This is a genomic window from Amycolatopsis xylanica, assembly GCF_900107045.1.
In the GTDB taxonomy this organism is placed as follows: Bacteria; Actinomycetota; Actinomycetes; order Mycobacteriales; family Pseudonocardiaceae; genus Amycolatopsis; species Amycolatopsis xylanica.
The window spans coordinates 26,932-48,683 of sequence record NZ_FNON01000016.1 but is presented as its reverse complement, the minus strand read 5'-3'; the positions used below and the strand labels follow the sequence as shown (position 1 = coordinate 48,683).

General features: G+C 67.0%; 20 protein-coding genes and 1 tRNA gene. 13 read left to right on the top strand and 8 right to left on the bottom strand.

What is annotated here, in order from left to right; genetic code table 11:
- Positions 1-154 precede the first annotated feature (154 nt).
- A complete protein-coding gene (locus BLV57_RS41410) occupies positions 155-1,369 on the bottom strand; it encodes a PucR family transcriptional regulator (RefSeq protein ID WP_091299939.1) in 1,215 nt (404 codons plus the stop codon).
- Positions 1,370-1,492: 123 nt separating this feature from the next.
- Here BLV57_RS41410 and BLV57_RS41405 point away from each other — a divergent pair, with 123 nt between their 5' ends.
- From BLV57_RS41405 to BLV57_RS41390, 4 genes are all read left to right on the top strand, one after another.
- On the top strand, positions 1,493-2,389 hold the full coding sequence (locus BLV57_RS41405; protein ID WP_176969045.1) for an ABC transporter ATP-binding protein: 897 nt from the start codon (positions 1,493-1,495) through the stop codon (positions 2,387-2,389).
- Positions 2,386-3,591 (top strand): ABC transporter permease, encoded by a 1,206-nt coding sequence (locus tag BLV57_RS41400; RefSeq protein ID WP_091299935.1) that lies wholly within the window; start codon positions 2,386-2,388, stop codon positions 3,589-3,591. Before BLV57_RS41405 ends, BLV57_RS41400 begins: the two co-directional genes overlap by 4 nt.
- 570 nt (positions 3,592-4,161) lie before the next feature.
- Entirely contained in the window at positions 4,162-4,929 is a 768-nt protein-coding gene (locus BLV57_RS41395; protein WP_091299932.1) for a mechanosensitive ion channel family protein, read from the top strand.
- A gap of 149 nt (positions 4,930-5,078) precedes the next feature.
- A complete protein-coding gene (locus BLV57_RS41390; RefSeq protein WP_091299929.1) occupies positions 5,079-5,717 on the top strand; it encodes a nicotinamide mononucleotide transporter family protein in 639 nt (212 codons plus the stop codon).
- Here the strand turns inward: BLV57_RS41390 and BLV57_RS41385 are convergent.
- Positions 5,698-7,260, bottom strand: coding sequence for an L-lactate permease (locus BLV57_RS41385; protein WP_091299927.1), 1,563 nt, complete (start codon positions 7,258-7,260; stop codon positions 5,698-5,700). The genes BLV57_RS41390 and BLV57_RS41385 overlap by 20 nt on opposite strands.
- 190 nt (positions 7,261-7,450) lie before the next feature.
- Here BLV57_RS41385 and BLV57_RS44470 point away from each other — a divergent pair, with 190 nt between their 5' ends.
- Positions 7,451-8,038, top strand: a complete 588-nt coding sequence (locus BLV57_RS44470) for a sce7726 family protein (protein ID WP_143047300.1) — start codon at positions 7,451-7,453, stop codon at positions 8,036-8,038.
- On the opposite strand, the gene BLV57_RS41375 is transcribed toward BLV57_RS44470, so the two are convergent.
- The 3 genes from BLV57_RS41375 to aceE all read right to left on the bottom strand — a co-directional run bounded on the left by BLV57_RS41375 (position 7,992) and on the right by aceE (position 13,397).
- Positions 7,992-9,113 carry a beta family protein gene (locus BLV57_RS41375; protein WP_091299923.1) on the bottom strand — a complete coding sequence of 374 codons (1,122 nt, stop codon included), beginning with the start codon at positions 9,111-9,113 and terminating at the stop codon, positions 7,992-7,994. The genes BLV57_RS44470 and BLV57_RS41375 overlap by 47 nt on opposite strands.
- Before the next feature lie 206 nt (positions 9,114-9,319).
- Positions 9,320-10,531, bottom strand: a complete 1,212-nt coding sequence (locus BLV57_RS41370; protein WP_091299920.1) for an alpha-hydroxy acid oxidase — start codon at positions 10,529-10,531, stop codon at positions 9,320-9,322.
- Between the two features lie 70 nt (positions 10,532-10,601).
- On the bottom strand, positions 10,602-13,397 hold the full coding sequence (gene aceE / locus BLV57_RS41365; protein WP_091299916.1) for a pyruvate dehydrogenase (acetyl-transferring), homodimeric type: 2,796 nt from the start codon (positions 13,395-13,397) through the stop codon (positions 10,602-10,604).
- 392 nt (positions 13,398-13,789) lie between these two features.
- Between aceE and BLV57_RS41360 the strand changes: the two genes are divergently transcribed.
- From BLV57_RS41360 to BLV57_RS41335, 6 genes are all read left to right on the top strand, one after another.
- Positions 13,790-14,218, top strand: coding sequence for a DUF3052 domain-containing protein (locus BLV57_RS41360; protein WP_091299913.1), 429 nt, complete (start codon positions 13,790-13,792; stop codon positions 14,216-14,218).
- A 73-nt stretch (positions 14,219-14,291) separates the two neighbouring features.
- Positions 14,292-14,753 carry a peroxiredoxin gene (locus tag BLV57_RS41355; protein ID WP_091299910.1) on the top strand — a complete coding sequence of 154 codons (462 nt, stop codon included), beginning with the start codon at positions 14,292-14,294 and terminating at the stop codon, positions 14,751-14,753.
- A 41-nt stretch (positions 14,754-14,794) separates the two neighbouring features.
- Positions 14,795-14,869: transfer RNA gene (locus tag BLV57_RS41350), tRNA-Val, on the top strand.
- 90 nt (positions 14,870-14,959) lie between these two features.
- Entirely contained in the window at positions 14,960-15,466 is a 507-nt protein-coding gene (locus BLV57_RS43575; RefSeq protein ID WP_176969044.1) for a hypothetical protein, read from the top strand.
- Between the two features lie 16 nt (positions 15,467-15,482).
- Complete coding sequence (locus tag BLV57_RS41340; protein ID WP_143047297.1) at positions 15,483-16,604, top strand: MAB_1171c family putative transporter; 1,122 nt, start codon at positions 15,483-15,485, stop codon at positions 16,602-16,604.
- Positions 16,601-16,897 (top strand): hypothetical protein, encoded by a 297-nt coding sequence (locus BLV57_RS41335; RefSeq protein WP_091299902.1) that lies wholly within the window; start codon positions 16,601-16,603, stop codon positions 16,895-16,897. Before BLV57_RS41340 ends, BLV57_RS41335 begins: the two co-directional genes overlap by 4 nt.
- A gap of 9 nt (positions 16,898-16,906) precedes the next feature.
- On the opposite strand, the gene BLV57_RS41330 is transcribed toward BLV57_RS41335, so the two are convergent.
- Together BLV57_RS41330 and BLV57_RS41325 are read right to left on the bottom strand one after the other, a co-directional pair.
- A complete protein-coding gene (locus BLV57_RS41330) occupies positions 16,907-17,572 on the bottom strand; it encodes a hypothetical protein (protein WP_091299899.1) in 666 nt (221 codons plus the stop codon).
- A gap of 314 nt (positions 17,573-17,886) precedes the next feature.
- A complete protein-coding gene (locus BLV57_RS41325; protein WP_176969043.1) occupies positions 17,887-18,534 on the bottom strand; it encodes a hypothetical protein in 648 nt (215 codons plus the stop codon).
- A 254-nt stretch (positions 18,535-18,788) separates the two neighbouring features.
- Between BLV57_RS41325 and BLV57_RS41320 the strand changes: the two genes are divergently transcribed.
- Together BLV57_RS41320 and BLV57_RS41315 are read left to right on the top strand one after the other, a co-directional pair.
- Entirely contained in the window at positions 18,789-19,871 is a 1,083-nt protein-coding gene (locus BLV57_RS41320; protein ID WP_245757739.1) for a helix-turn-helix domain-containing protein, read from the top strand.
- On the top strand, positions 19,868-21,028 hold the full coding sequence (locus tag BLV57_RS41315) for a hypothetical protein (RefSeq protein WP_091299892.1): 1,161 nt from the start codon (positions 19,868-19,870) through the stop codon (positions 21,026-21,028). Before BLV57_RS41320 ends, BLV57_RS41315 begins: the two co-directional genes overlap by 4 nt.
- Here the strand turns inward: BLV57_RS41315 and BLV57_RS41310 are convergent.
- Positions 21,009-21,515 carry a GNAT family N-acetyltransferase gene (locus BLV57_RS41310; RefSeq protein ID WP_091299889.1) on the bottom strand — a complete coding sequence of 169 codons (507 nt, stop codon included), beginning with the start codon at positions 21,513-21,515 and terminating at the stop codon, positions 21,009-21,011. The genes BLV57_RS41315 and BLV57_RS41310 overlap by 20 nt on opposite strands.
- Positions 21,516-21,752: the final 237 nt, after the last annotated feature.

The following is a 21,752-nucleotide window of genomic DNA, read 5'->3' as shown; positions in this document are numbered from 1 at the left end:
GGATGTCGGCACTCACCAAGTACACCGGGTGTAGTTGTAGGAACCCTCCAAACGCGCCCGGTTTCCCCTGGGTTTTCACTCGGATGCCTTGTCGGGTTCACGCAGAATTGCCCGTGAAGTGCGTCACCTCAGGGTAGCCGGGGAGTTACCGCCGTCACCATATGCCGCGTGCCCTGGCGAGTCTGCCCACGGTCAGCGCGATCCGCAGTACCAATGCGTCCCGTGGTTCGGCCGGGTTGCGGCCGGTGAGCTCCGAGGCCTTTTTCAGGCGATATCGCACGGTGTTCGGGTGGACGAACAGCTCGCGTGCGCAGGTTTCCAGCACGCCGCCACTCTCCAAATAGGTCTCCACTGTGGTCAGCAGCGTCGGCCCGGCGTCTTCAAGCGGCTTGGCGATCTCCTCGATCAGGCGCCGTTCGGCTTCCGCGTCGCCGGACAAAGCCCGCTCCGGCAGCAGTTCCGACGAGCGCGCGGGGCGCGGGGCCGCGGGCCAGCCGACGATCGCGCGCAGGCCGGAGAGCGCTTCCGCGGCGCTGTGGTGTGCCTCGGCGAGGCTCGGCACGGTCGGCCCGGCGACCACCGGGCCGTCGGCGAACGCGAGCGAGAGCTTGCCGAGCGCTTCCCGGTCCTTCTGGGTGCCGTCGGTCGGGCCGCCGACGACCACGACCAGGCGCGAGCCCTGCACCGAAAGCAGCACGGACCGGCTGACGCGGGCGGCGCGGCTGCGCACCTCGAACACGACCGCCGGCGGGTCGTCCGACGGCGGCGTGCCGACCAACACGGTGGCTTTGAGGCTGGGGTCCCAGCCGAGCGCTGCCGCGCGGGAGAGCACCGACTCCTCGGCGTCGCCACGGACGATGCCGTCGACGACCAGCGCCTCCAGCCGGGCGTCCCAGGCGCCGCGCGCCTCGGCGGCCGCGGCGTAGGAGTTGGCGGCGGCGAAGGCGATTTCCCTGCCATAGCGCAGGATTCCCTCGATGAGCGCGGCCCGTTCCGCCTCGTTCACGGCGAACTCGGGCAGTTCCTCCTCGAAGACCTCGATGGCGAGCCGGACCAGGCCGACCGCCTGGCGCAGGCTGATCCAGCGCGACAGTTCGGCGGGCGCGTCGCGGAACGCCTCGGTGGTGAGCTTGAGCGCTTCCTTCGAATCACGAAGCCAGGCGACGAAGCCCGCGGCACCCGCCTGGGTGATCAGCAACACGCTCGCGCGCTGGTCCGCGGTCAGCCTGCCGAACCACGGCAGCCGCGCCTCCATGGCGGCGACACTCGCCGTCGCGAGCCTGCCGGTGGCCCGCTCCAGCTGCCGGAGTGTCTTGGCGGACAGGCCGTGATGCCGCGGTGGTCGTCGTTTCGTGATCGCTTCTGCCATGGTCAGGCGATCCTACTTCCCGCCGCCGGTTCGCAACCGGATCGTGGCCATCGTCAACCTTTGTTGGTAGGCGCGGCTCGCGGATTCTCCCTACCCTCTACGCGAGAAGAGAGGGGAGTGACCATGCTGGAAATCGACGCCATCACGAAGCGGTACGGCGATTTCGTCGCACTGCGCGAGATGAGTTTCGACGTCCGACCGGGGGAGCTGTTCGGGTTCGTCGGCAGCAACGGCGCAGGCAAGACCACCACCATGCGGATCGCGCTCGGCGTGCTGAGCAGCGACGGCGGCGAGGTGCGCTGGGAGTCGAAGCCGATCACGCTCGAAACGCGCAGGCACATCGGGTACATGCCGGAGGAACGCGGGCTGTACCCGCGGATGAAGGTCGCCGAGCAGCTGGTCTATCTGGCGCGGCTGCACGGTATGTCGGCTTCCGCCGCCCAGCGGTCGGTGGAAACGTGGACCGAGCGTCTCGGCGTGGCGTCCCGGCGTGACGACGAAGTGCAGAAACTGAGCCTCGGAAACCAGCAGCGCGTGCAGCTCGCCGCCGCGCTCGTGCACGATCCAAGCATTCTCGTGCTCGACGAGCCGTTTTCCGGGCTCGACCCGGTCGCGGTCGACGTGATGAGCCAGGTTTTGCGCGAAAAGGCCGACGAAGGCGTGCCCGTGGTGTTCTCCAGTCATCAGCTGGAGCTGGTGGAGCGGCTGTGTGACCGGGTCGGCATCGTCCGAAGTGGACAGATGGTCGAGACGGGCACGGTCGACGAGCTCCGCGCGGGCGGCACGGCCGGGCTCAGCGTCCACGCGCCGCGCGCGCCGCACGGCTGGGCCGACGGGCTGCCCGGCGTCAAGGTCAAGGAGTACGGCGAGACGACCGAACTCGAGCTGCTGAACGGTGCCGACGACCAGCTGGTGCTCAAGGCCGCGCTGGCGACCGGCCCGGTGCACGAGTTCGCGCGCCGCAGGCCGTCGCTGACCGAACTGTTCCGCAACGTCGTGACCGAAGAGGTGCCCGCATGACCGACAAGGATGTCCGGCTGAGCCCGGCAGCGGCCGTGCGGCTGGTCGCCTCGCGTGAGATCGGCACGCGGCTGCGGTCCAAGGCGTACCGCATCTCCACGCTCGCGATGCTGGTGCTGATCGTCGGCGGGGTGTTCGTCGCGAAGCTGATCGGCTCGTCCGGCGGCACGACCGTCGGCGTGGTCGGCCCGACCGCACCGCTGGCCGCGCCCTTGCAGGCCAGCGCGCAGGCGATCGGCGAGAAGCTGGAGACCAGTCAGGTCCCGGACGAGGCCGCTGGCCGCGCGAAGGTCGCCGACGGCTCACTCGACGCGCTCATCGTGGGCGACGCGACGAAGTTGCGCGTGGTGGTGAAGAAGGACCTCGACGGCAAGCTGAAGAACGCGCTCAACGTGCTCGCCGGTCAGCTCGCGCTGAAGCAGGAGATCGAAGCGCAGGGCGGCGACGCGGCGAAGGTGCAGGCGGCGGTGGCGAACGCGTCGGTCGAGGTGCTGCCGATGGAGAAACCGTTCGATTACAGCGGCGAGCAGCTCGTGCTCGGCTACATCGCGGGCCTGCTGATCTACATCTCGCTGATGATCAACGGCCAGATCGTGGCGCAGGGCGTGGTCGAGGAGAAGACCAGCCGCGTCGTCGAACTGCTGCTCGCGACCATCCGGCCGTGGCAGCTGATGGCGGGCAAGGTGCTCGGGATCGGCGTGGTCGGGCTCATCCAGATGGTGCTGATCGGCGGGCTCGGCATCGGCGCCGCGCTGGGTGCGGGCGTCCTGACGTTGTCGGTCTCGGCCGCGCTGGGCATCGTGATCTGGCTGATCGTCTGGTTCCTGCTGGGCTTCTTCATGTACGCGATCGTGTTCGCCGGGCTCGGCGCGCTCGTGTCGCGGCAGGAGGACGTCGGCGGCGCGGTGGCGCCCGCGCTGACGTTCGTGATCGCCGGGTACATCGTCGGCGCGACGGTGCTGCCGTCCAACCCGGGCAGCGGGTTCGTCGAGGTGCTCTCGATGATCCCGGTGTTCTCGCCGACCCTGATGCCGATGCGCCTGGCGATGGGCGGGGTGCCGGTGTGGGAGGCCGCGCTTTCGGTGGTGCTCGTGGTGGCCACGATCCCGCTGCTGATCTGGTTCGCCGGGCGCATGTACTCCGGCGCCGTGATGCGCACCGGCGCGAAGGTGAAACTCCGCGAAGCCCTCAAGGCCCCGTAGGACCCGCGCGCGGGGGTCGTGAGTGTTCCGGCCGGTTAGAACCGGTCAAAACACTCACGACCCCCCGCGCCACCCAGCCTTCGGATGCCCCGCGAAGGCCGATCTCGCGTGCCGGACGGGCAAACTCGCGTACGTGACCGGCAAACTCGCGTGCGGGAGGGGCAAACTCGCGTGCGGGAGCGGCAAAGACTCGAGGCGCGGATGTTTGCGCTTCCCGTACGGATGTTGGCCGTTCCGGCACGCAGGGGCGCCCCTCGTCGCATACGCCGCTTTTGCTCTGCGCGGGGGAGCCCGAGGGTCGTGAGTGTTCCGGCCGGTTCTAACCGGTCAAAACACTCACGACCCGTGCGAACGTTTTGGCCCGGAAATGTCTCGAGGCCGCCCGGCGAGCGTTTTCGCTACGCCGGGCGGCCTCGTCTCCCCGGTCCCCACCGGTAGTTCCAAGTATGGGTGCGGGCGATCTTCCTCGCCACCCGTCTCACCCAATCGTGGACCTGAGTTGCCGGGGGCTTGCCGCTGATCAACGCTTCTCCCGGTAGCCGAATTTCACCCGCAGCCGAGGAGGAAGTCATGGGAGATCAGCTGAAGGAGGGGCTCGGCCAGGCGTGGAGCCTGGTCGCCACGTTCGTGCCCAAACTCTTCGGTTTCCTGATCGTTCTGCTGATCGGCTGGCTCATTGCGAAAGCGGTGGCCAAAGGCCTGAGCATGGTTCTCGGAAAGCTCGGATTCGGGAAACTGGTCGAGAAGACCGGGCTCACCGGAATGCTGAAGAATTCGAACGTCGACGCCACCGACATCATCTCGAAGCTGGTCTACTACTTCATTCTGCTGATCGCGCTGCAGCTGGCGTTCGGTGTTTTCGGGCCGACGAATCCGGTGAGCCAGCTGCTCAATGACGTGATCGCGTTCCTGCCGAAGATCGTCGTCGCGGTCGTGCTGCTGATCGTCGCCGCCGCCATCGCGAAGGTCGTCCGCGGCGCCGTCACGGGCGCGCTGTCGGGCCGCCCGGCCGGTCGTCTGGTCGGCACGATGGCCTACTGGCTGATCATGGCGTTCGGCATCATCGCCGCGCTGAACCAGGTGCAGATCGCCACCACGGTCACCATGCCGGTGCTGGTCACCGTGCTCGCCACGATCGGCGGCGTGATCGTCGTCGGCTTCGGCGGCGGCCTGATCAAGCCCGCGCAGCAGCGCTGGGACGGCTGGATGGCCAATGTCCAAGGCCAGCTGAGCACCAGCGACCACACCACGCCCGCCGCGCGCACCTCCGAGCCCATCGCGAACGGCATGGACACGCCGACGCCGCCCGCGGGCATGGCGCGCCCCGGGCCTCGCTGACCTGGCGTACGAGGAAGGCGCCAAGGACTCGTGAGTGGTATGGCCGGTTAGAACCGGTCATGCCACTCACGAGTCTTTCGGCTCACACTTGCTAGGGAATGCCCCGCGCCAGGAGCATGTTGGACCTGGGGACGGAAAGGGGCACTGGCGTGGGTTTCCTGCTGCAACACGGCTTCACGGTGCTGGGCCAGTGGATCTCGATCGCCGAGCTGCTCGGGCAGCTGTGCGCGCTCGCCGTCGTCTTCCTCGCGCAGCGCCGCACGCTGTGGACGTGGCCGGTGCAGGTCGGCGCGACCGTGCTGCTGTTCGCCGTCTACGTCTCCGCGCACCTCGGCGGCCTCGCCAGCAGGCAGGTCGCCATCCTGCTGATCTCGCTGTACGGCTGGTGGGCCTGGTCCAGGCGCCAGGATCCGGTGTACGGCGTGGTCGTGCGCCAGGGCAGCTGGACCGAGCGCCTGGTCATGATCGGCGCGTTCGCCGTCGGCACCACCGCGATGGCGCTGCTGCTGGACGCGCTCGACGCCTCGTGGGCGCCGTGGCCGGACGCCGCGATCTTCGTCGGGACGCTGGTCGCGTTCGGGGCGCAGGGCGCGGGTCTCGTCGAATTCTGGCTGGTGTGGCTGGTGGTCGACGCGATCGGTGTGCCGCTGCAGATCAAGTCGGGGCTGTGGTTCTCCGCGACCGTCTACCTGATCTTCGCGGCGCTGGTCGTGCACGGCTGGTGGAGCTGGAACCGCTCGGCGCAGCGCGTCGCCGCCGGGCGCGCGGTCACGGCAGCATCCAGCTGAGCACCGGGCTCGCCTGACCGGCCACGATCAGGCACATCAGCAGGAGCAGCCCGATGCTCCATGGCAAGACCTTGCGCAGCAGCATGCCTTCTTCGCCCGGCAGGCTCGCCGCGACGCACGCGATCGTCAGGTTCTGCGGCGAGATCATCTTGCCCAGCACGCCACCCGAGCTGTTCGCCGCCGCCAGCAGGTCAGCGGGCAGCCCGGTCTTGGTCGCCGCGGTCACCTGGAGCGCGCCGAACAGCGCGTTCGCCGAGGTGTCCGAGCCGGAGACGGCGACGCCGAGCCAGCCCAGCACCGGCGAGAAGAACGCGAGCGCCGCGCCCGCGCCGGCGATCAGGTTGCCGATGGTTGCGGTCTGGCCGGACAGGTTCATCACGTAAGCCAGCGCGAGCACGCCCATCACGGTCAGGATCGCGAACCGCAGTTCCTTGATCGTCGCGAGCCATTCCCGCGCGGTGTCCTTGAGCGAAACACCCAGGAACACCGCCGTGATGACACCGGCGATCAGCACGAGCGTGCCACCGGTACTGAGCAGGGTGAAGGTGAAATTGTTGCCGGACACGGGTTTCCCGTTCGGCGCGGCCACGTTGAGCAGCGGCCAGTGGAACTTCCAGGTCGCCTGGTCGAGCAGCTTCTTGATCGGCGGCACCTGCGCGAGCGAGAAGATCACGATGATCAGCGCGTAAGGCACGTACGCCTTGACGACGTCCTTGCGCTCGTCCGTGCCTTCCCCGCGCCTGCGTACCCCGACGACCAGCACCAGCGCGGCCGCGCCCGCGAGCGCCGCGCCGATGTCGGCGAGCTGCGCGGACACGAAGTTCGACACCGCGAACTGCACGACCCCGAACGCGACGCCGCACACCAGCGCGGGCAGCCAGGTTTCCCTGAGCCCGCGTTTGCCGTCGACGATCACGACCAGCAGCAGCGGCACGAACAACGCGAGCAACGGCGTCTGCCGCCCGACGATGGACGAGACCTGATCCAGCGGCAGCCCGGTGACCTGCGCGAGCGTGACCACCGGTGTGCCCATCGCGCCGAACGCGACCGGCGCGGTGTTGGCCACGAGCGCCACGACGGCGGCCTTGACCGGGCTGAAACCCAGTGCCACCAACATGACCGCGCTGATCGCGACCGGCGCCCCGAAGCCGGCAAGCGCTTCCATCAGTGCCCCGAAACAGAAAGCCACGATCAGCGCTTGGATCCGCTGATCGTCGGACACGTTCGCGAAGCTGCGCCGCAGCACGTCGAAATGCCCGGTCCGCACGGTCAGCCGGTAGATCCACAGCGCGTTCACGACGATCCACATGATCGGCCACAACCCGAACGCGGCGCCCGAGAACGCGCCCGAGATCGCCTGGCCCACCGGCATCCCGAACACCGCGATCCCGGCGGCGAGCGCGACCGCCAGCCCGATCAGCGCCGCCCAGTGCGCCTTCATCCGGACGACGCCGAGCAGCACCAGCACCGTGGCCAGCGGTAACACGGCGACGAGAGCGGACCAGCCGAGACTGCCTAACGGCGCGAGTTCCTGCACGAACATGACCGGGTCCCCGTTTCCACGATGCGAAAACACCCTTTCACTGCGTGGCCGAGATCTTCCTCACAACCCCCGCGCCTCGTCAAGCTCCAGTCGTACTTGACCGGTCGAAGAGGCTTTGCACGGGAGTGTACGTGGCTGAACGAGTGTCGAAGAACTTGTTCGGCTACCGTCTTCACTTCTTGATGAGTTGATGACGCGATCGGAGTTCGTGGTGCACGACCGGGATGTTCGCGAGCAGCTTGGTCGCGACATGCGCGTGTGGCATCCCGGTACGGATACGCTGTTCGTCGACGAACTTGATCTTGGCGGGTTGGTCAGGGTTGATGTTGCAGCAGTAAACGGAGCGCTGTGGGGATACGAGATCAAGAGCGCGCGGGATACGCTTCGGCGGCTTCCGGCTCAGGTCACCGTGTACTCGAAGGTGTTCGACTACGCGGCGTTGGTGGTCGCGGATAGACATCATGATCATGCTTTTGACCTGTTGCCAGAGTGGTGGCGCGTCTATGCGGCGCTTGGCGGTGGAGATGTCGGTGTCGAGCTGGTATTGACTAGGGTTGGGTCGCCGAATCCATCTGTCGATCCGTGGCAGCTTGTTCAGCTCTTGTGGCGCGATGAGGCTCTTGAGGAACTTACTGCACGTGGCTTGGACCATGGAGTGCGTTCCAAGCCTCGGCGTATGGTGTGGCAGCGGCTAGTCGAGTCCGTCGAGCTGACTGAGCTGCAGTTTGTAGTCAGATCTCGTTTGAAGTCTCGCCAGGGTTGGCGAGGCTGTTTGTGACGAATGTGAGATGGTGATTGGTCGCTGTTCGGCGCCACCGTTCGGGATTGCCGCCGTTGCTGGCAGTCGTTGCGACCTGATGGATCCAAAGGTCGCCAGCGGAGTAGTCGCGTCCGCAGTACTCGGGAGCATCGGCTATCATTTGTGCTACATGGATGGCTGCGTCACCACCTGACCCCGTTCCTCCTCGGCCCTTGAATAGTTCTCCTTTTGCCACGAGCCAGTCTGCGTCTGCGGTATAACGCAACGACGCACTGATGCTGAGTATTCGCGGGTCCGCCTGAACGACCGGATCGGGATGGCTGACGGCGTAGTCGCCGAAGTCGGGAATTCGCCGACCTTCATTGCGTGCATAAATGACCGTGCTGTTCCACAGCTTCCAATCGCGACGCGGGATTCGAGTTATATTGCCCTTTTGTATGCCAGACAAGTCTTTCGGGAAGGAGCTGGCTGTGATTGTAAGCGAACGCCAATCTGACGAGTGTGGCAGTGTCGACAAGGTGGTGGAAACAAGTCCGACCGCTAGGCTGCTGTTGACTTCTTCCGCCAGGTCGAGTATTAAATCCACGTTCGTCGGGTCGACTTTAATGGCGGTAAGCAGACTTTCGAGGTCTTGGATGTTTGAAGGAGTTGTCGGCCATTCTTGTGGACTTAAGCGAACGCACGCGCCTTCGCCTGTCTTGCGGTTAATCTCTGCCGCTGCGGCGGTATAGCTAGAGTGGCGCCCCAGTCCAACGACAGGTACAAGCCGGAGCTGTCGTTCGGCCGCATCTGTGATTACTGTATGTAGTGGATGCGGTTCCGAGTAAGGCCATTCCGTGTTCTCGGTTAAGAATACAGGATCAAAAAAAGCGCGCCCCGCACCCATTGCTTTCGCCAGCTTGTGGCCGAGTCCGGCGACGTGCTCTGGGGCGGTTCGTGCGGGGCTATCTGTCTCGTAGTTCCACTCCACCGGGTGTGCGACAAACAGAGGTGTCATTCGTGCTTTCGCGTCGTTGGATAACTCCTCGACTGCAGCAAGTTCGCCCCGTTTGGTTACGAGTATCGGGCGATAGTGAGCTCGGGGCGTTGCCATGTGACCCCTTCCAGTGAGTTGTCCAGGTGTATCTAGATAACTCGTCCTGGGAAGCTGCAACGTAACAAAAATGATCGATGATCACTCGTAAGCACCAGTGGGTCGGCGAAGGTGCCGACCCACTGCAAATGTAACGACTCGGTTAGGAAGGTCAGCTGGCTGACGCTCTCGTGCGAGCTGAGGGCGTGGATACCGAGGTCGTCCTGCTACCGCAGGGTGGCGTGGGTGGGCTGGAGGTCGGCGATCGTGCGCACGCCCAGGAGCTGCATGGTCCGCACCATCTCGGTGCGCAGGATGTCGACCGTCCGCTGGACGCCGCGCTCGCCGCCCGCCATCAGGCCGTACAGGAACGCCCGGCCGATGAGGCAAGCGCTTGCGCCGCGGGCCATGGCCGCGACGATGTCGCCGCCCGACAGGATGCCGGTGTCGACCCAGACCTCGGCGTCGTCGCCGACCGCGTCGAGTGTCGGGGTGAGCAGCTCGATCGGGGTCGGCGCGCGGTCGAGCTGGCGGCCGCCGTGGTTGGACAGGAGCACCGCGTCGGCGCCATGCTTGACCACGTCACGGGCGTCCGAGACGTTCTGGATGCCCTTGACCACGAGTTTGCCCGGCCAGGTCGCGCGCACCCAGTCGAGGTCGTCGAAGTTCAGCGTCGGGTCGAAGAGCTTGTTCAGCAGCTCGGCCACCGTGCCGTCGAAATGCGAAAGCGACGCGAAGGTCAGCGGCTCGGTGGTCAGCAGGTTGAACCACCATGCCGGGTGCGTCGCGCCGTCGAGGAAGGTCTTCAAGGTCAGCGCGGGCGGAATGGTCAGACCATTGCGCACATCGCGCAGGCGCGCGCCCGCGACCGGGGTGTCGACGGTCAGCAGCAGCGTGTCGTACCCGGCCGCCCAGGCGCGATTCATCAGATCTTCGCCGGCGCCGTGGTCGCGCCAGACGTAGAGCTGGAACCACTTGCGGGCGTCGGGCGCGGCCGCGGCGGCGTCCTCGATCGAGGTCGTGGCCATGGTCGAGAGCGAGAACGGGATGTCGTTGCGCTGGGCGACGCGGGCGACGGCCGCCTCGCCCTCGTGGTTCATCATGCGCGTGAACCCGGTCGGCGCGAACGCGAACGGCAGCGCGGAACGCTTGCCGAGTATCGAAACGCTGGTGTCCACATCGGACACTCCGCGCAGCACGTTGGGGTGGAATTCCACGCTGCGGAAGGCCTGCCGCGCGCGGCGCAGGCTGTCTTCGAGCTCGGCGGCGCCGTCGGTGTAGTCGAAGGCCGCGCGCGGCGTGCGCTTGCGGGCGAGCATCCGCAGGTCGGCGATGGTGTGCGCGCCCGCGAGGCGGCGCTCGGTCGGGTTGAGGACGATCGGCTTCGGGCGAAGGATCTGCTTCAGCTCGCTCGGCTTGGGCAGGCGGCGTTTCGTCACACGATCATCTCCCGAATGTGAAAGGACCCGGCAGACATCCGATGTCTGCCGGGTCCTTTCTAGCACTTCTTTACGCGGAACCCGAGTCCGAGGTCTGCGGACCGGCCGCCGCGATGTCGTCGATGCGGTACTTCTGCGCCGCCTCGACCACCTTCGACTGGTCGACCTTGCCCTGCTTGGCCAGCGCGGACAGCGTGCCGACCACGATCGACTGGGCGTCGACCAGGAACTTGCGCCGCGCCGCCGGGCGGGTGTCGGAGAACCCGAACCCGTCCGTGCCGAGGGTGAGCATGTCGTTCGGCACCCACGGGCGGATCAGGTCCGGCACCGCGCGCATCCAGTCCGAGACGGCCACGACCGGGCCCTCGGTGCCGGACAGCGCCTGCGTGACGTACGGCACGCGTGCCTCGCTGCCCGGGTAGAGCAGGTTGTCGTGGTCGATCTCGACCGCTTCGCGGCGCAGCTCGGTCCACGACGTCGCCGACCAGACGGCCGCGCGCACACCCCACTCCTCCTCGAGCAGCTTCTGCGCCTTGAGCGCGTCCGGCATGGTGACGCCGGAGACCAGGATCTGCGCCTCCGGGCCGCTGCCCGCGGGCGCCTCGGCGTAGCGGTACAGACCCTTGAGCAGGCCGTCCACGTCGAGGTTGGCGGGCTCGGCCGGCTGCTGGTACGGCTCGTTGTAGATGGTCATGTAGTACATGACGTTCTCGCCGTTGCCGTCCGGCCCGGTGTCGCCGTACATGCGGTGCAGGCCGTCGCGGACGATGTGCGCGATCTCGAACGAGAACGACGCGTCGTACGCCACGATCGCCGGGTTGGTCGCCGCGAGGAGCAGCGAGTGGCCGTCGGCGTGCTGCAGGCCCTCACCGGTCAGCGTGGTGCGGCCGGCGGTGGCGCCGAGGATGAACCCGCGGGCCATCTGGTCGGCGGCCGCGTAGATGCCGTCACCGGTCCGCTGGAACCCGAACATCGAGTAGAAGATGTAGATCGGGATCATCGGCTCGCCGTGCGTGGCGTACGACGTGCCGACGGCGGTGAACGACGCCGTCGAGCCGGCCTCGTTGATGCCCTCGTGGAGGATGACGCCCTTCTCGGACTCCTTGTACGCCAGCATCAGGCTCGCGTCGACCGAGGTGTACGTCTGGCCGTGCGGGTTGTAGATCTTGGCGGTCGGGAACATCGAGTCGAGGCCGAAGGTGCGGGCCTCGTCCGGGATGATCGGGACGATCCGCTTGCCGATCTCGGAGTCCTTCGCCAGCTCGCGGATGAGCCGGACGATCGCCATGGTGGTGGCGACCTCCTGCTTGCCGGAGCCCTTGCGGATGCCTTCGTAGACCTTGTCGCCGGGCAGCACGAGCGCCTTCGCGCGCGCGGCGCGGCGCTCGGGCAGGAACCCGCCGAGCGTGCGGCGGCGGCCGACCATGTACTCGATCTCCGGCGAGTTCTTGCCGGGGTGGTAGTACGGCGGCAGCTTCGGGTTCGCCTCGAGCTGCTCGTCGCTGATCGGGATGCGCTGGGCGTCGCGGAACAGCTTGAGGTCGTCGAGGGTGAGCTTCTTCATCTGGTGCGTGGCGTTGCGGCCCTCGAACGACGAGCCGAGGCCGTAGCCCTTGATCGTGTGCGCGAGGATCACCGTCGGCTGGCCGTGGTGCTCCAGCGAGGCCTTGTACGCCGCGTACACCTTGCGGTAGTCGTGGCCGCCGCGCTTGAGGTTCCAGATCTCGGCGTCCGTGAGGTCCTTGACCAGGTCCTTCGCCCGCGGGTCGCGGCCGAAGAAGTGCTCGCGGACGAACGCGCCGTCGTTGGCCTTGTAGGTCTGGAAGTCACCGTCCGGCGTGGTGTTCATCAGGTTGATGAGCGCGCCGTCGCGGTCGCCGTGCAGCAGCGAGTCCCACTCGCGGCCCCAGATGACCTTGATCACGTTCCAGCCGGCGCCGCGGAAGTACGACTCCAGCTCCTGGATGATCTTGCCGTTGCCGCGCACCGGGCCGTCGAGCCGCTGCAGGTTGCAGTTGATCACGAAGGTCAGGTTGTCGAGACCCTCGCCTGCCGCGACGTGGATCAGGCCGCGCGATTCCGGCTCGTCCATCTCGCCGTCGCCGAGGAACGCCCAGACGTGCTGGTCGCTGGTGTCCTTGATGCCGCGGTCACGCAGGTAGCGGTTGAACCGCGCCTGGTAGATCGCGTTCATCGGGCCGAGGCCCATGGACACGGTCGGGTTCTCCCAGAAGTCCGGCATCAGCCGGGGGTGCGGGTACGACGGCAGGCCGCCGCCCTCGCCCGCGTGCGAGAACTCCTGGCGGAATCCGTCGAGCTGCTGCTCGTTCAGCCGGCCCTCGAGGAACGCGCGGGCGTAGATGCCGGGTGAGGCGTGACCCTGGATGTAGATCTGGTCGCCGCCGCCGGAGTGGTCCTTGCCGCGGAAGAAGTGGTTGAAGCCGACCTCGTAGAGCGCCGCGGACGAGGCGTACGTCGAGATGTGGCCGCCGACGCCGATGCCGGGGCGCTGCGCGCGGTGCACCATGATCGCCGCGTTCCAGCGGATGTAGGCGCGGTAGCGGCGCTCGATCTCCTCGTCACCGGGGAACCAGGGCTCGTTCTCGGTGGGGATCGTGTTGACGTAGTCCGTCGCGGTCAGCGGCGGGACACCGACGTTGCGCTCCCTGGCTCGCTCCAGGACGCGCAGCATCAGGTACCGCGCACGCTGCTGACCTCCCCTTGCGAGCGCCTCGTCGAAGGAGTCCAGCCATTCGGCGGTCTCCTCCGGGTCGATGTCGGGCAGGTGCGCCGCCAACCCGTCACGAATGACTCGGACGCGTGCCGGGGCCTCCGTGCTGGGGGCGCCGTCGTTCTGCGGGGCCAAGGGATCTCCTCGCCAATGGTTTGTGCTCTGTCGGTCTGCTAGCAGCGTCTTATCCCTGCCATCGTCGTCTCAAATCCCGCCGCCGTCACCGCTACTGTCCGGTAACGTTGCGCGACCCGGGCGCGACATCTCCACGGCGTGGATGTATCGCGCGCGCGACTTCTCCTCACCCTATGCGACGCCGGTGCCGGGGCGCCGACCGCAGGGGCCCCTGAACGACGTAATTGCCGTCGCGAAGGGGGTGGTAAGGGTCGTACCCTGCGACACGAGTTGTGGCCGATCCGGTGTGGACGGTTGCGCGCAAGCCCTCACCAGTGTTCGCTAGTCGCATCGTGTACCCGAGTGAGGCGGTTCGCCGCCTCACTCCGTCGTAAGTTGGAGGAGTGAAAACAGTGGTCGCCGCGGGAGACGCTGATCAGAACAGCGTCGCCGAGAGGCTTGGGATCAAGCCGGACATGGTGGTCCAGGAGATCGGCTGGGACGAGGACGTCGATGAGGACGTCCGCTCGGCGATCGAGGAGACGATCGGCGCTGACATCCTCGACGAGGATGCCCAAGAGGTCATCGACGTGGTGCTGCTGTGGTGGCGTGACGACGACGGTGATCTCGGGGACGCGCTGCTCGAGGTCCGGGGCCTCTTGAACGAGAACGGCGTGGTCTGGGTGCTGACCCCCAAGACGGGACAGCCTGGGCACGTCGAGCCAAGCGAAATCGCGGAAGCGGTGCCCACTGTGGGGCTCTCACAGACGGCCAACATCAGCGTCGCCGCCGGCTGGGCCGGCACGAAGCTCGTACCGCCGAAGTCCAAGACCAAGCGCTGAACCGGGCACTGCGGGCGACACGATAGGGTTGACCCGCAGGCACGGTTCGACGCGGTGAGAGGACTACAGAGGCATGGCCGTCGAGGTCGGTACGCAAGCCCCGGACTTCACGCTCAACGACTACAACAAGCAGCCGGTCAAGCTGTCGTCCTTCCAGGGTGACAAGCCGGTCCTGCTGGTGTTCTACCCGTTCGCGTTCAGCGGGACCTGCACCGGCGAGCTGTGCCAGCTGCGCGACGAGTTCGCCGACTACGACGGCCAGGGCGTCCAGGTGCTCGGCGTCTCCGTCGACACCCCGTTCTCGCTCAAGGCGTGGGCGGAGCAGCAGGGCTACCAGTTCCCGCTGCTGTCCGACTTCTGGCCGCACGGCGAGGTCGCCAAGGCCTACGGCGTCTTCAACGAGACCGCCGGTCTCGCCGTCCGCGGCACCTTCCTGATCGACAAGGAAGGCATCGTCCGCTTCGCCGAGGTCAACGCGCCCGGTGAGGCGCGCGACCAGAGCGCATGGAAGAAGGCCGTGGCCGAACTCGCCTGAGTTCGGCATTTCGGTGACGCCTCCCGGGCGTCACCGGCTCGGGGCGCATAGCTCAGCGGGAGAGCACTCGGTTTACACCCGAGCGGTCGTAGGTTCGATCCCTACTGCGCCCACCACACCAGGCCTGCCGGATGATCGACAGGTCGGCCTGCCCGCAACTAGACTGTCGGTTGCCGATCGACCACCGGACGTGGAGGCTGCTGAGGGTGACCGGATTGCGCCGGTATTGCAGCAAGGTCATCCGTGACATCGAGCTGCCGCGCCCGTTCACCGCGCAGGCGCTGTGCGACCAGATCGCCGACCGGCGGGGCAGCACCATCCGCCTCAAGCCGCTGCCGCGGCCGACGCCGCCCGACTGCCCGACCGGGATGTGGCTGGCGACCAAGCGCGGTGACTACATCTATTACGACGAGCAGACCTCCGGCCTGCACCGGCTGCACATCATCCTGCACGAGATCGGGCACATGCTGTGCGAGCACGACGAAGTCGGGCTGGAGGACAACCAGTACCTCTACCGCCATCTGGACGCGGGCGACCCGGTCTGGATTCGCCAGGTGCTGCCCCGGATCCGCTACAGCTCGCGGCAGGAGCAGGAGGCGGAAATGGTCGCCACGCTCCTGCTGGAACGAGCCGGGCGGCTGCCGGTGTCCTCGCCGTTGACCGGGTTGTGGGGGCGGCTCGAGCAGGCGCTCGGATTCCATCGGACGAGATAGCGGGTTTCTGCGCGAGATGACTCTTTCTGTCGAGACAATCGGCGTCTTCTGCATGTGGCTCGTCGTCCTCGTCCGGTTCCCGCAGGCGATCCGTGATCGAGGGCAGCGGCCGCTGTGGGTGTCGGTCATGCTGATCACGGTGGTCACCACCCTCTACATGGAGGTCGTGCAGACCGCGCTCGCCGATCTGTTCGGCCGGTACGCGACGTATCTGGGCACGCATCTGGTGACGGTGGTGAGCGCGGCGGCCGTGCTTCGGTTCGTGCTGATCGCCAACGGTCATCGCAAGTACCGGCACTGGCCTTACCTGGCCGCGGCCATCACCGCGGGTGTCGTCGTGTGGATCTATGTGGCTGTCGATCCGCAAAACCCGCGTCCCGGCCATACCGGTCTTCCGCTGGGGTATTTCTTCCTGGTCAGCGGTTTCAGTGTGGTGGCGCTGACGGCCTGTGCGGTGGTGTGCCTGCTCGGCGCGCGGCGGATGGATCATTGGGCCATGCGGTGGGCGCTGCTCGCCCTGGCGCTCGGCTGGCTCGCGAACGCGCTGCCGTGGCTGCTCAACCTGGTGTGGCTGGTGACGCACGATCCGCGCTGGATCGCGTGGTTCTCCGAAATCGACGGGGTCGCCGCGTTCGGCATCGCCATCGGCGCGGCGCTGCCGCTGATCCCCGACATCCAGCAGCGTGTCCGCCACAACGCCGCCTACCGGCGGCTGGGGCCGCTGTGGCGGACGCTGACCGAGGCCGCGCCGCACGTCCGGCTGGCGCGGGCGCCGATGGCGCGGATCCTGCCCGCCGTCCCGGCCCGGCTGCCGCTGTACCGCCGGGTCGTCGAGATCCGGGACGCGATCGTCGTGCTGCGCAGCTATGTCGATGCCGGCGACCTGGACGCGGCGCACGCCGATGTCGAGCGGCGGGCCGTGCCCGCCGAGCTGGCGGACGCGTCCGTGACCGCCCGCTGGCTGGCCGCCGCACTGCGCCATCATGACGAGGGTGACCCGCCCGCCGCCCAGCCGGAGAACATCGCCGGGGTCGGCGGGGACGATTTCGAGCAGGAAGTCGAGTTCCTGCTCCGGGTCGCCGACGCGTACGACGACGGACTGGCTCGCGGCTACGCGAAGACGGGAGAGAACAAGTGACCTTTGTCCAGCTCATCGACTACCGGACGACACAGCCGGAGGCGGTGGACGCGCTGCTCACCCAGTGGATCGCCGACAGCGGCGGTGAGCGGACCGCCGTCCGGACCCGGGTGGGGCGCGATCGCCATGATCCGCAGCATTTCGTGGAGATCCTGGAATTCCGCTCCCACGACGACGCCGTGCGCAATTCGGCGCTGCCGTCCACCAACGGGATTCACGAGCGGTTCGTCGAACTGTGCACCGAGCCGCCCCGATTCGTCGACCTCGACGTCTTCCGCGAGGAACAGCTCTGAGCGGACGGCCTACTCGCCGTTTTCCGCCGGGGGATCGAGTTTTTCGCTACGCCGGACATCCTCGATCACCGAGGTGATGAAGGCCCTGCCCTGCGGCGAAACACCGAACAACCGCATCGACATCAGGCGGACCTCGTCCTCCTCGCTTTCGACCCGGGTGGCGGGGGCGGGCTCTTCGCCGCTTTCCGGCTGCGCCAGCAGATAATCCATGGGCACGCCGAAATAGGCGGCCAGCGCGCCGACGATCGCCGCGGACGGGTTGTTCGCGACCCCGTCGCGCAGTTGCTGGAGATACCGGGGTGTGATCGCGACGCCGTGATGGCGCCGCAGCCAGTCGGTCACTTCGCGGGTGCTGGGTTCCTTCCGCTCGGTGACGAGTTTGGCCTGCCACAACTCATTGAGCGCCGCCCGCCCCGTCTCGCCAGCCGGAAGTTGTTCGGGGCGGGCGTCCAGTATCGAGGCCAGCGCACGCCGCTTGCCGTCCGACGGGTTGAACGGCCGCCTGCCGTACCGCAGCATCCGAAGATAAGTGTCGGTGACCGGCTCACCGAGTTCGGCCATGGCGGCCGCCATTTCGGTAGCGTGCATTTCACGCCGGATTTCACGGGAATGGTCGCGGAACAGCTGGTCCAGCCTGGTCTTGGCGAGGCCGGTTCGCGAATTCGGCGTGCCCATTACCGCTTCTCCCCTCCGGTCTCGCCGATCCCACCCTACGCAGGAGCGGACCCGGTTCGCCGACCGCCGGCGCGACGTCCTCGATCCTAAGGTGACCGGTCTCCGCCCCCTTGCTCCGTTCGGGTAATCGGCGAGGCGAAGAGGCGTGGTCCGGGTGTGACTACACTAGCCTCAGTTTCGTGAGGTGGAACTGAAGTTCACCACATCGAACTGCGTGGAAGAACGCCGGGCTTGCCGGCTGACCGCACGAAACGTCTTTGGGGGTCGGGTCGTGCGCCAGCTGGTAATCCGCCTGTCCGCGCCCAGCACTGTCCTCACCCTCGATTCGTCGTGAGCGTCACGGGTGGTTCTAAGCGCCCTAAAAAACGCTCACCTGCCCTCCTCTGCTCGGGGATGTGGATCCAGCCTCGGTGGCGGGCCCCGGCGACGCGGACCTTCACCGCGGGCTCGAAGGACTTGTGGTCGATGCCTTCGTAGCCGTGTCGGATCACCGACTGGTAGATGTCGTGCGAGACGACCAGCACCAGCGGCGCGTCGATCGTGCGGAGCTTGCGTTTGACCTCGGGGGCGTCGAGCAGGCGGAAGGCGATGTCGAGCGCCTCGCCGAAGACACCCTGGGAGTCGTAGTTGACCTCGCCCGCGTGCAGGACGACGCGCAGGCGGAAGCTGTGCTCCGGGTCTTGCACGGTGAGCTGCTCGGCCAGTCGCGGGATCACGCGGTTGAGCAGCAGCGTCTTCGGGGCCTCGTCGACCGGGTGGACCAGGATGAGCGCGCCGTCGCCGCGGTCGGCGGGCGGGTCGTGGTGCTCGGCGGCTATCCCGCTGGAGCGCAGTGCCTCTTCCAGGATCGCGTACATGGAGGAGCGGAGCCTGGCCTTGGCCGTGTCGGTGCGGCTGGTGGAGCCTTCGATGTCGAGGACGAGAATCGTGCGGTGCCTCGGCAAGATCTGGTGACGGTTCATGGCGACCCTCGATTCCCTCGCTCGCCAGGTAAAGCTGAAATTTGCTGAAACTTCACGAAATTCGCTAAGCTTCAGAGTAGAGGCTGAAGGTGGCGCGGACAATGCCAGTGACCAGGTCCTCATGCCCGCCGACCAGGCCATGGCCGGATCGAGGCCTTGTCGTAACATTCCGTGCACAGCAGCCGATTCAGTCTGTATACCCCGATCTTCAGCAAGCTAAACTGAAGTCAACTGGAAGGCCTGGTGCCGTGCAGGTGTATGAGGAACCGAGGCTCATGCTCGCCCGGCGGCTCAAGGAGCTGCGGGAGCAGAAGTGGCCCCGGTGCGTCATCACCCAGGGCCAGCTGGCCGAGGCGCTCTCGGCCCGCCGCTCGGTGAGTGTCGCCTCGATCTCCTCATGGGAGAGCAGCACCACGCCCAAGCCGCCGCCGGTGCACCGGCTGGAGGCGTACGCGACCTTCTTCGCCACCGAACGCTCGGTCGCGGGCGAGCCGTATCAGCTGCTCGACGTCCGCCAGCTGACCGAGGAGGAGCGGGCGGCGCGGGGTGACCTGCTCGCCGAGCTGACCGGGCTGCGCACGGCGGCCACGAGCGAGCCCGTCGAAGCCGCGGCCGGGAGCAGCAACCTCCTGCGGTTCGACGACGGCAAGCCGATCACCATCGTGTGCTCGCAGCTGCCCGACGAGATGCTCAAGGACTTCCCGTACGCCAACGTCGACGATCCCGACTACGTGCGGCTCTACACCTACGCGGACCCGGACGCGCTGCTGGAGCTGTACGGCCACATCCGCGCGCTCAACCCCGGCGCCGACGTCCGGTACCGGCTCGCGTCCGAGCTCGGCAGCGCCGACTATCCGGCCATCCACCTGATCTCACTCGGCGGGGTGGACTGGAATGTGCTCACGCGTGACCTGCTGCGGCGCCTGCGGCTGCCGTTGCGGCAGGAAGTGCGCCCGGAGCATTCGGAATCAGGACATTTCGAGATCAACGAGGGAGGTGAAAAGAAGAATTTCGTTCCCCATTTGCAGGAGGTGAACGGCAAGACGATTCTCGTCGACGATGTCGCGCATTTCTACCACGGGCCGAGTCCGTTCAATTCCGCGCTCACCGTCACCATCTGCAACGGCATGTACGGACGCGGCACACTGGGCGCGGTCCGCGCGCTGACCGACCCGTTGTTCAGCAGGCGGAACCAGGCGTACATCGAAAGGCGCTTCGCGGGGCGCAGAAGCATCAGTATCCTCAGTCGTGTGTCCGTGGTGAACGGCAGGCCCGTCGCGCCAGACTGGACCGATCCGAAGGTACGGCTGCACGAGTGGTCGGAGGAGCCGTTGTGAATCAGACCTTGGTCACGCCGGGAGCATGGGACGTCGCGTCCGGCTCCCACCACCAAGGATCCCACCTCCCTCTCCTCAACCGCCGGGGCACCACGGCGACCAGCGCCGCCGGAGTCGACGCGATCATCGTCCCCACCGCGCGTTTTCCCGAGCAGATGCACACGGCGGTCGCCGCCGCCGCCCGGTTGAACTGCACGCTTGTCGTGCTCTGCAGCAAGCGCGCCTCCGCAGCCCGCACCGCCGAGCTCGCGGAGGCCGCTGGCGTCGAGCTGATCTCCGTCGACGTCGAGGTGCTGCCGGACGGGCTGCTGCCCGAGTTCCACACCACGCGGCTGCTGCGCGGCACCCGGTTCGCCAGGCGGACGGACACCGGCCGCAAGCGCAATCTCGGTCTTCTGCTGGCGCGTTCGCTGGGCTGGCAGCGGGTCGTGTTCCTCGACGACGACATCTTCATCCCCCGGATGGCCGATCTCACGGACGCCGTTCGGTTGCTCGACCGTTACGCCAACGTGGGCCTTTCGATCACGGGTTTCCCTGACAACTCGGTGGTCTGCCACGCCAACCGCTACTCCGGCGGCTCGCAGGAAATGTTCATCGGCGGCGGCGCGCTCGCGATCTCCGCGGAATCATTCGAATCGTTCTTCCCCGATATCTACAACGAGGATTGGTTCTTCCTGCTCGACGATCACGGATTACGCCCGTCGGGGGTCGTGGGCACCGCGGTGCAAGGGCCGTACGATCCATTCCTCGACACCGAAAGGGCGCGTTCGGAAGAATTCGGCGACGCGCTCGCGGAAGGTGTTTTCGCCAGGCTCGACGAGCATCGGCCGCTCGAAACGGATCTGCGGTACTGGCGCGCGTTCCTCACCAGGCGCCGCACCTTCATCCGGGAGATCGTCGCCAGGATCGAGTCGGCTGGCGGGACGGACGCCGAGCGGGAGCGGGTGCTCGCCGCGCTCAAGGCCGCGCACATCCGCAGCCTGCTGATCACCGCCGAGCTCTGCCTGGACTACCTCGCGGCGCTGTCGCTCGACCGCCGCAAATGGCGGCGGCATCTCCGCCAGGCGCCGACCGGGCTCCATCCCGCGAAAGTGCTGGCCGAGCTGGGCCTGCAGCATCGCGGCGAGTACGTGCCGGTCAGTCCTCGAGCCTTTTGACCATGATCCGGCAGGTCTCTTTGTAGGGCTTGCGGTAGCCGTCCTCGAGCACCTCGACGCCTTCGCAGGTGATCTGGCCGTGCTCCCACTCGTCGAAGTAAAGCCGCTTGTAGAGCAGTTCGGCGCCGAAGTTCGTGATCTCCACGGCCAGCGCCACGCTCCGATACCCGGCTTTGCGGAGCCGGTCCTCACCCGCGCGGATCAGCTTTGTGCCGATGCCCTTGCCGCGATAGCGCTCGAGCACCTCGATCCGGGTGAACAGGGGCACCCCGGGCAGCCATTTCCGCAGCTCCGGCTCTTCGGCGTCTTCGAGCCAGATGTACATCGAGCCGAGCAGGACGTCGCCGGACCAGATGGTCAGCAGCTCTCCCAGGCCGGCCGCTTGGCGATCCAGGCGGTCCTTGACGAACTCGCGGTCGCCCAGCACCTCGACCAGCGCGTCGACGTCACGATCCTGCGCGAGACGGATCTGGTTGCGGTGGGTCACGCGGGGATTCTCCGCTCTGGCTCTGTGTGGTCGTCAACCGGGATGGTTTGACGACCTTAGTCATTACTTCATACGTCTGATAATCCCCTAGAGGCTCGGTCAAGGGCCCCGATTCCACTATGTGGCGGAGCTGAACCTGGGGTTACCGGCCGGTTCCGATAGGCCCGAGCGGCGTAGTGAATTAAACCGCCAAGGCTGGGCCGAATGTCAGAACTTCACCGTTTTCTGTTACGTGCC

What these genes read in the sequence shown, in the direction of transcription:
- BLV57_RS41405 (WP_176969045.1), top strand. Translation starts at nt 1,493, where the DNA reads ATGCTGGAAATCGACGCCATCACGAAGCGGTACGGCGATTTCGTCGCA.
- BLV57_RS41340 (WP_143047297.1), top strand. Translation starts at nt 15,483, where the DNA reads ATGACTCTTTCTGTCGAGACAATCGGCGTCTTCTGCATGTGGCTCGTC.
- BLV57_RS41325 (WP_176969043.1), bottom strand. Translation starts at nt 18,534, where the DNA reads ATGAACCGTCACCAGATCTTGCCGAGGCACCGCACGATTCTCGTCCTC.
- BLV57_RS41330 (WP_091299899.1), bottom strand. Translation starts at nt 17,572, where the DNA reads ATGGGCACGCCGAATTCGCGAACCGGCCTCGCCAAGACCAGGCTGGAC.
- BLV57_RS41400 (WP_091299935.1), top strand. Translation starts at nt 2,386, where the DNA reads ATGACCGACAAGGATGTCCGGCTGAGCCCGGCAGCGGCCGTGCGGCTG.
- BLV57_RS41375 (WP_091299923.1), bottom strand. Translation starts at nt 9,113, where the DNA reads ATGGCAACGCCCCGAGCTCACTATCGCCCGATACTCGTAACCAAACGG.
- BLV57_RS41385 (WP_091299927.1), bottom strand. Translation starts at nt 7,260, where the DNA reads ATGTTCGTGCAGGAACTCGCGCCGTTAGGCAGTCTCGGCTGGTCCGCT.
- BLV57_RS41355 (WP_091299910.1), top strand. Translation starts at nt 14,292, where the DNA reads ATGGCCGTCGAGGTCGGTACGCAAGCCCCGGACTTCACGCTCAACGAC.
- BLV57_RS41410 (WP_091299939.1), bottom strand. Translation starts at nt 1,369, where the DNA reads ATGGCAGAAGCGATCACGAAACGACGACCACCGCGGCATCACGGCCTG.
- BLV57_RS44470 (WP_143047300.1), top strand. Translation starts at nt 7,451, where the DNA reads ATGACGCGATCGGAGTTCGTGGTGCACGACCGGGATGTTCGCGAGCAG.
- BLV57_RS41395 (WP_091299932.1), top strand. Translation starts at nt 4,162, where the DNA reads ATGGGAGATCAGCTGAAGGAGGGGCTCGGCCAGGCGTGGAGCCTGGTC.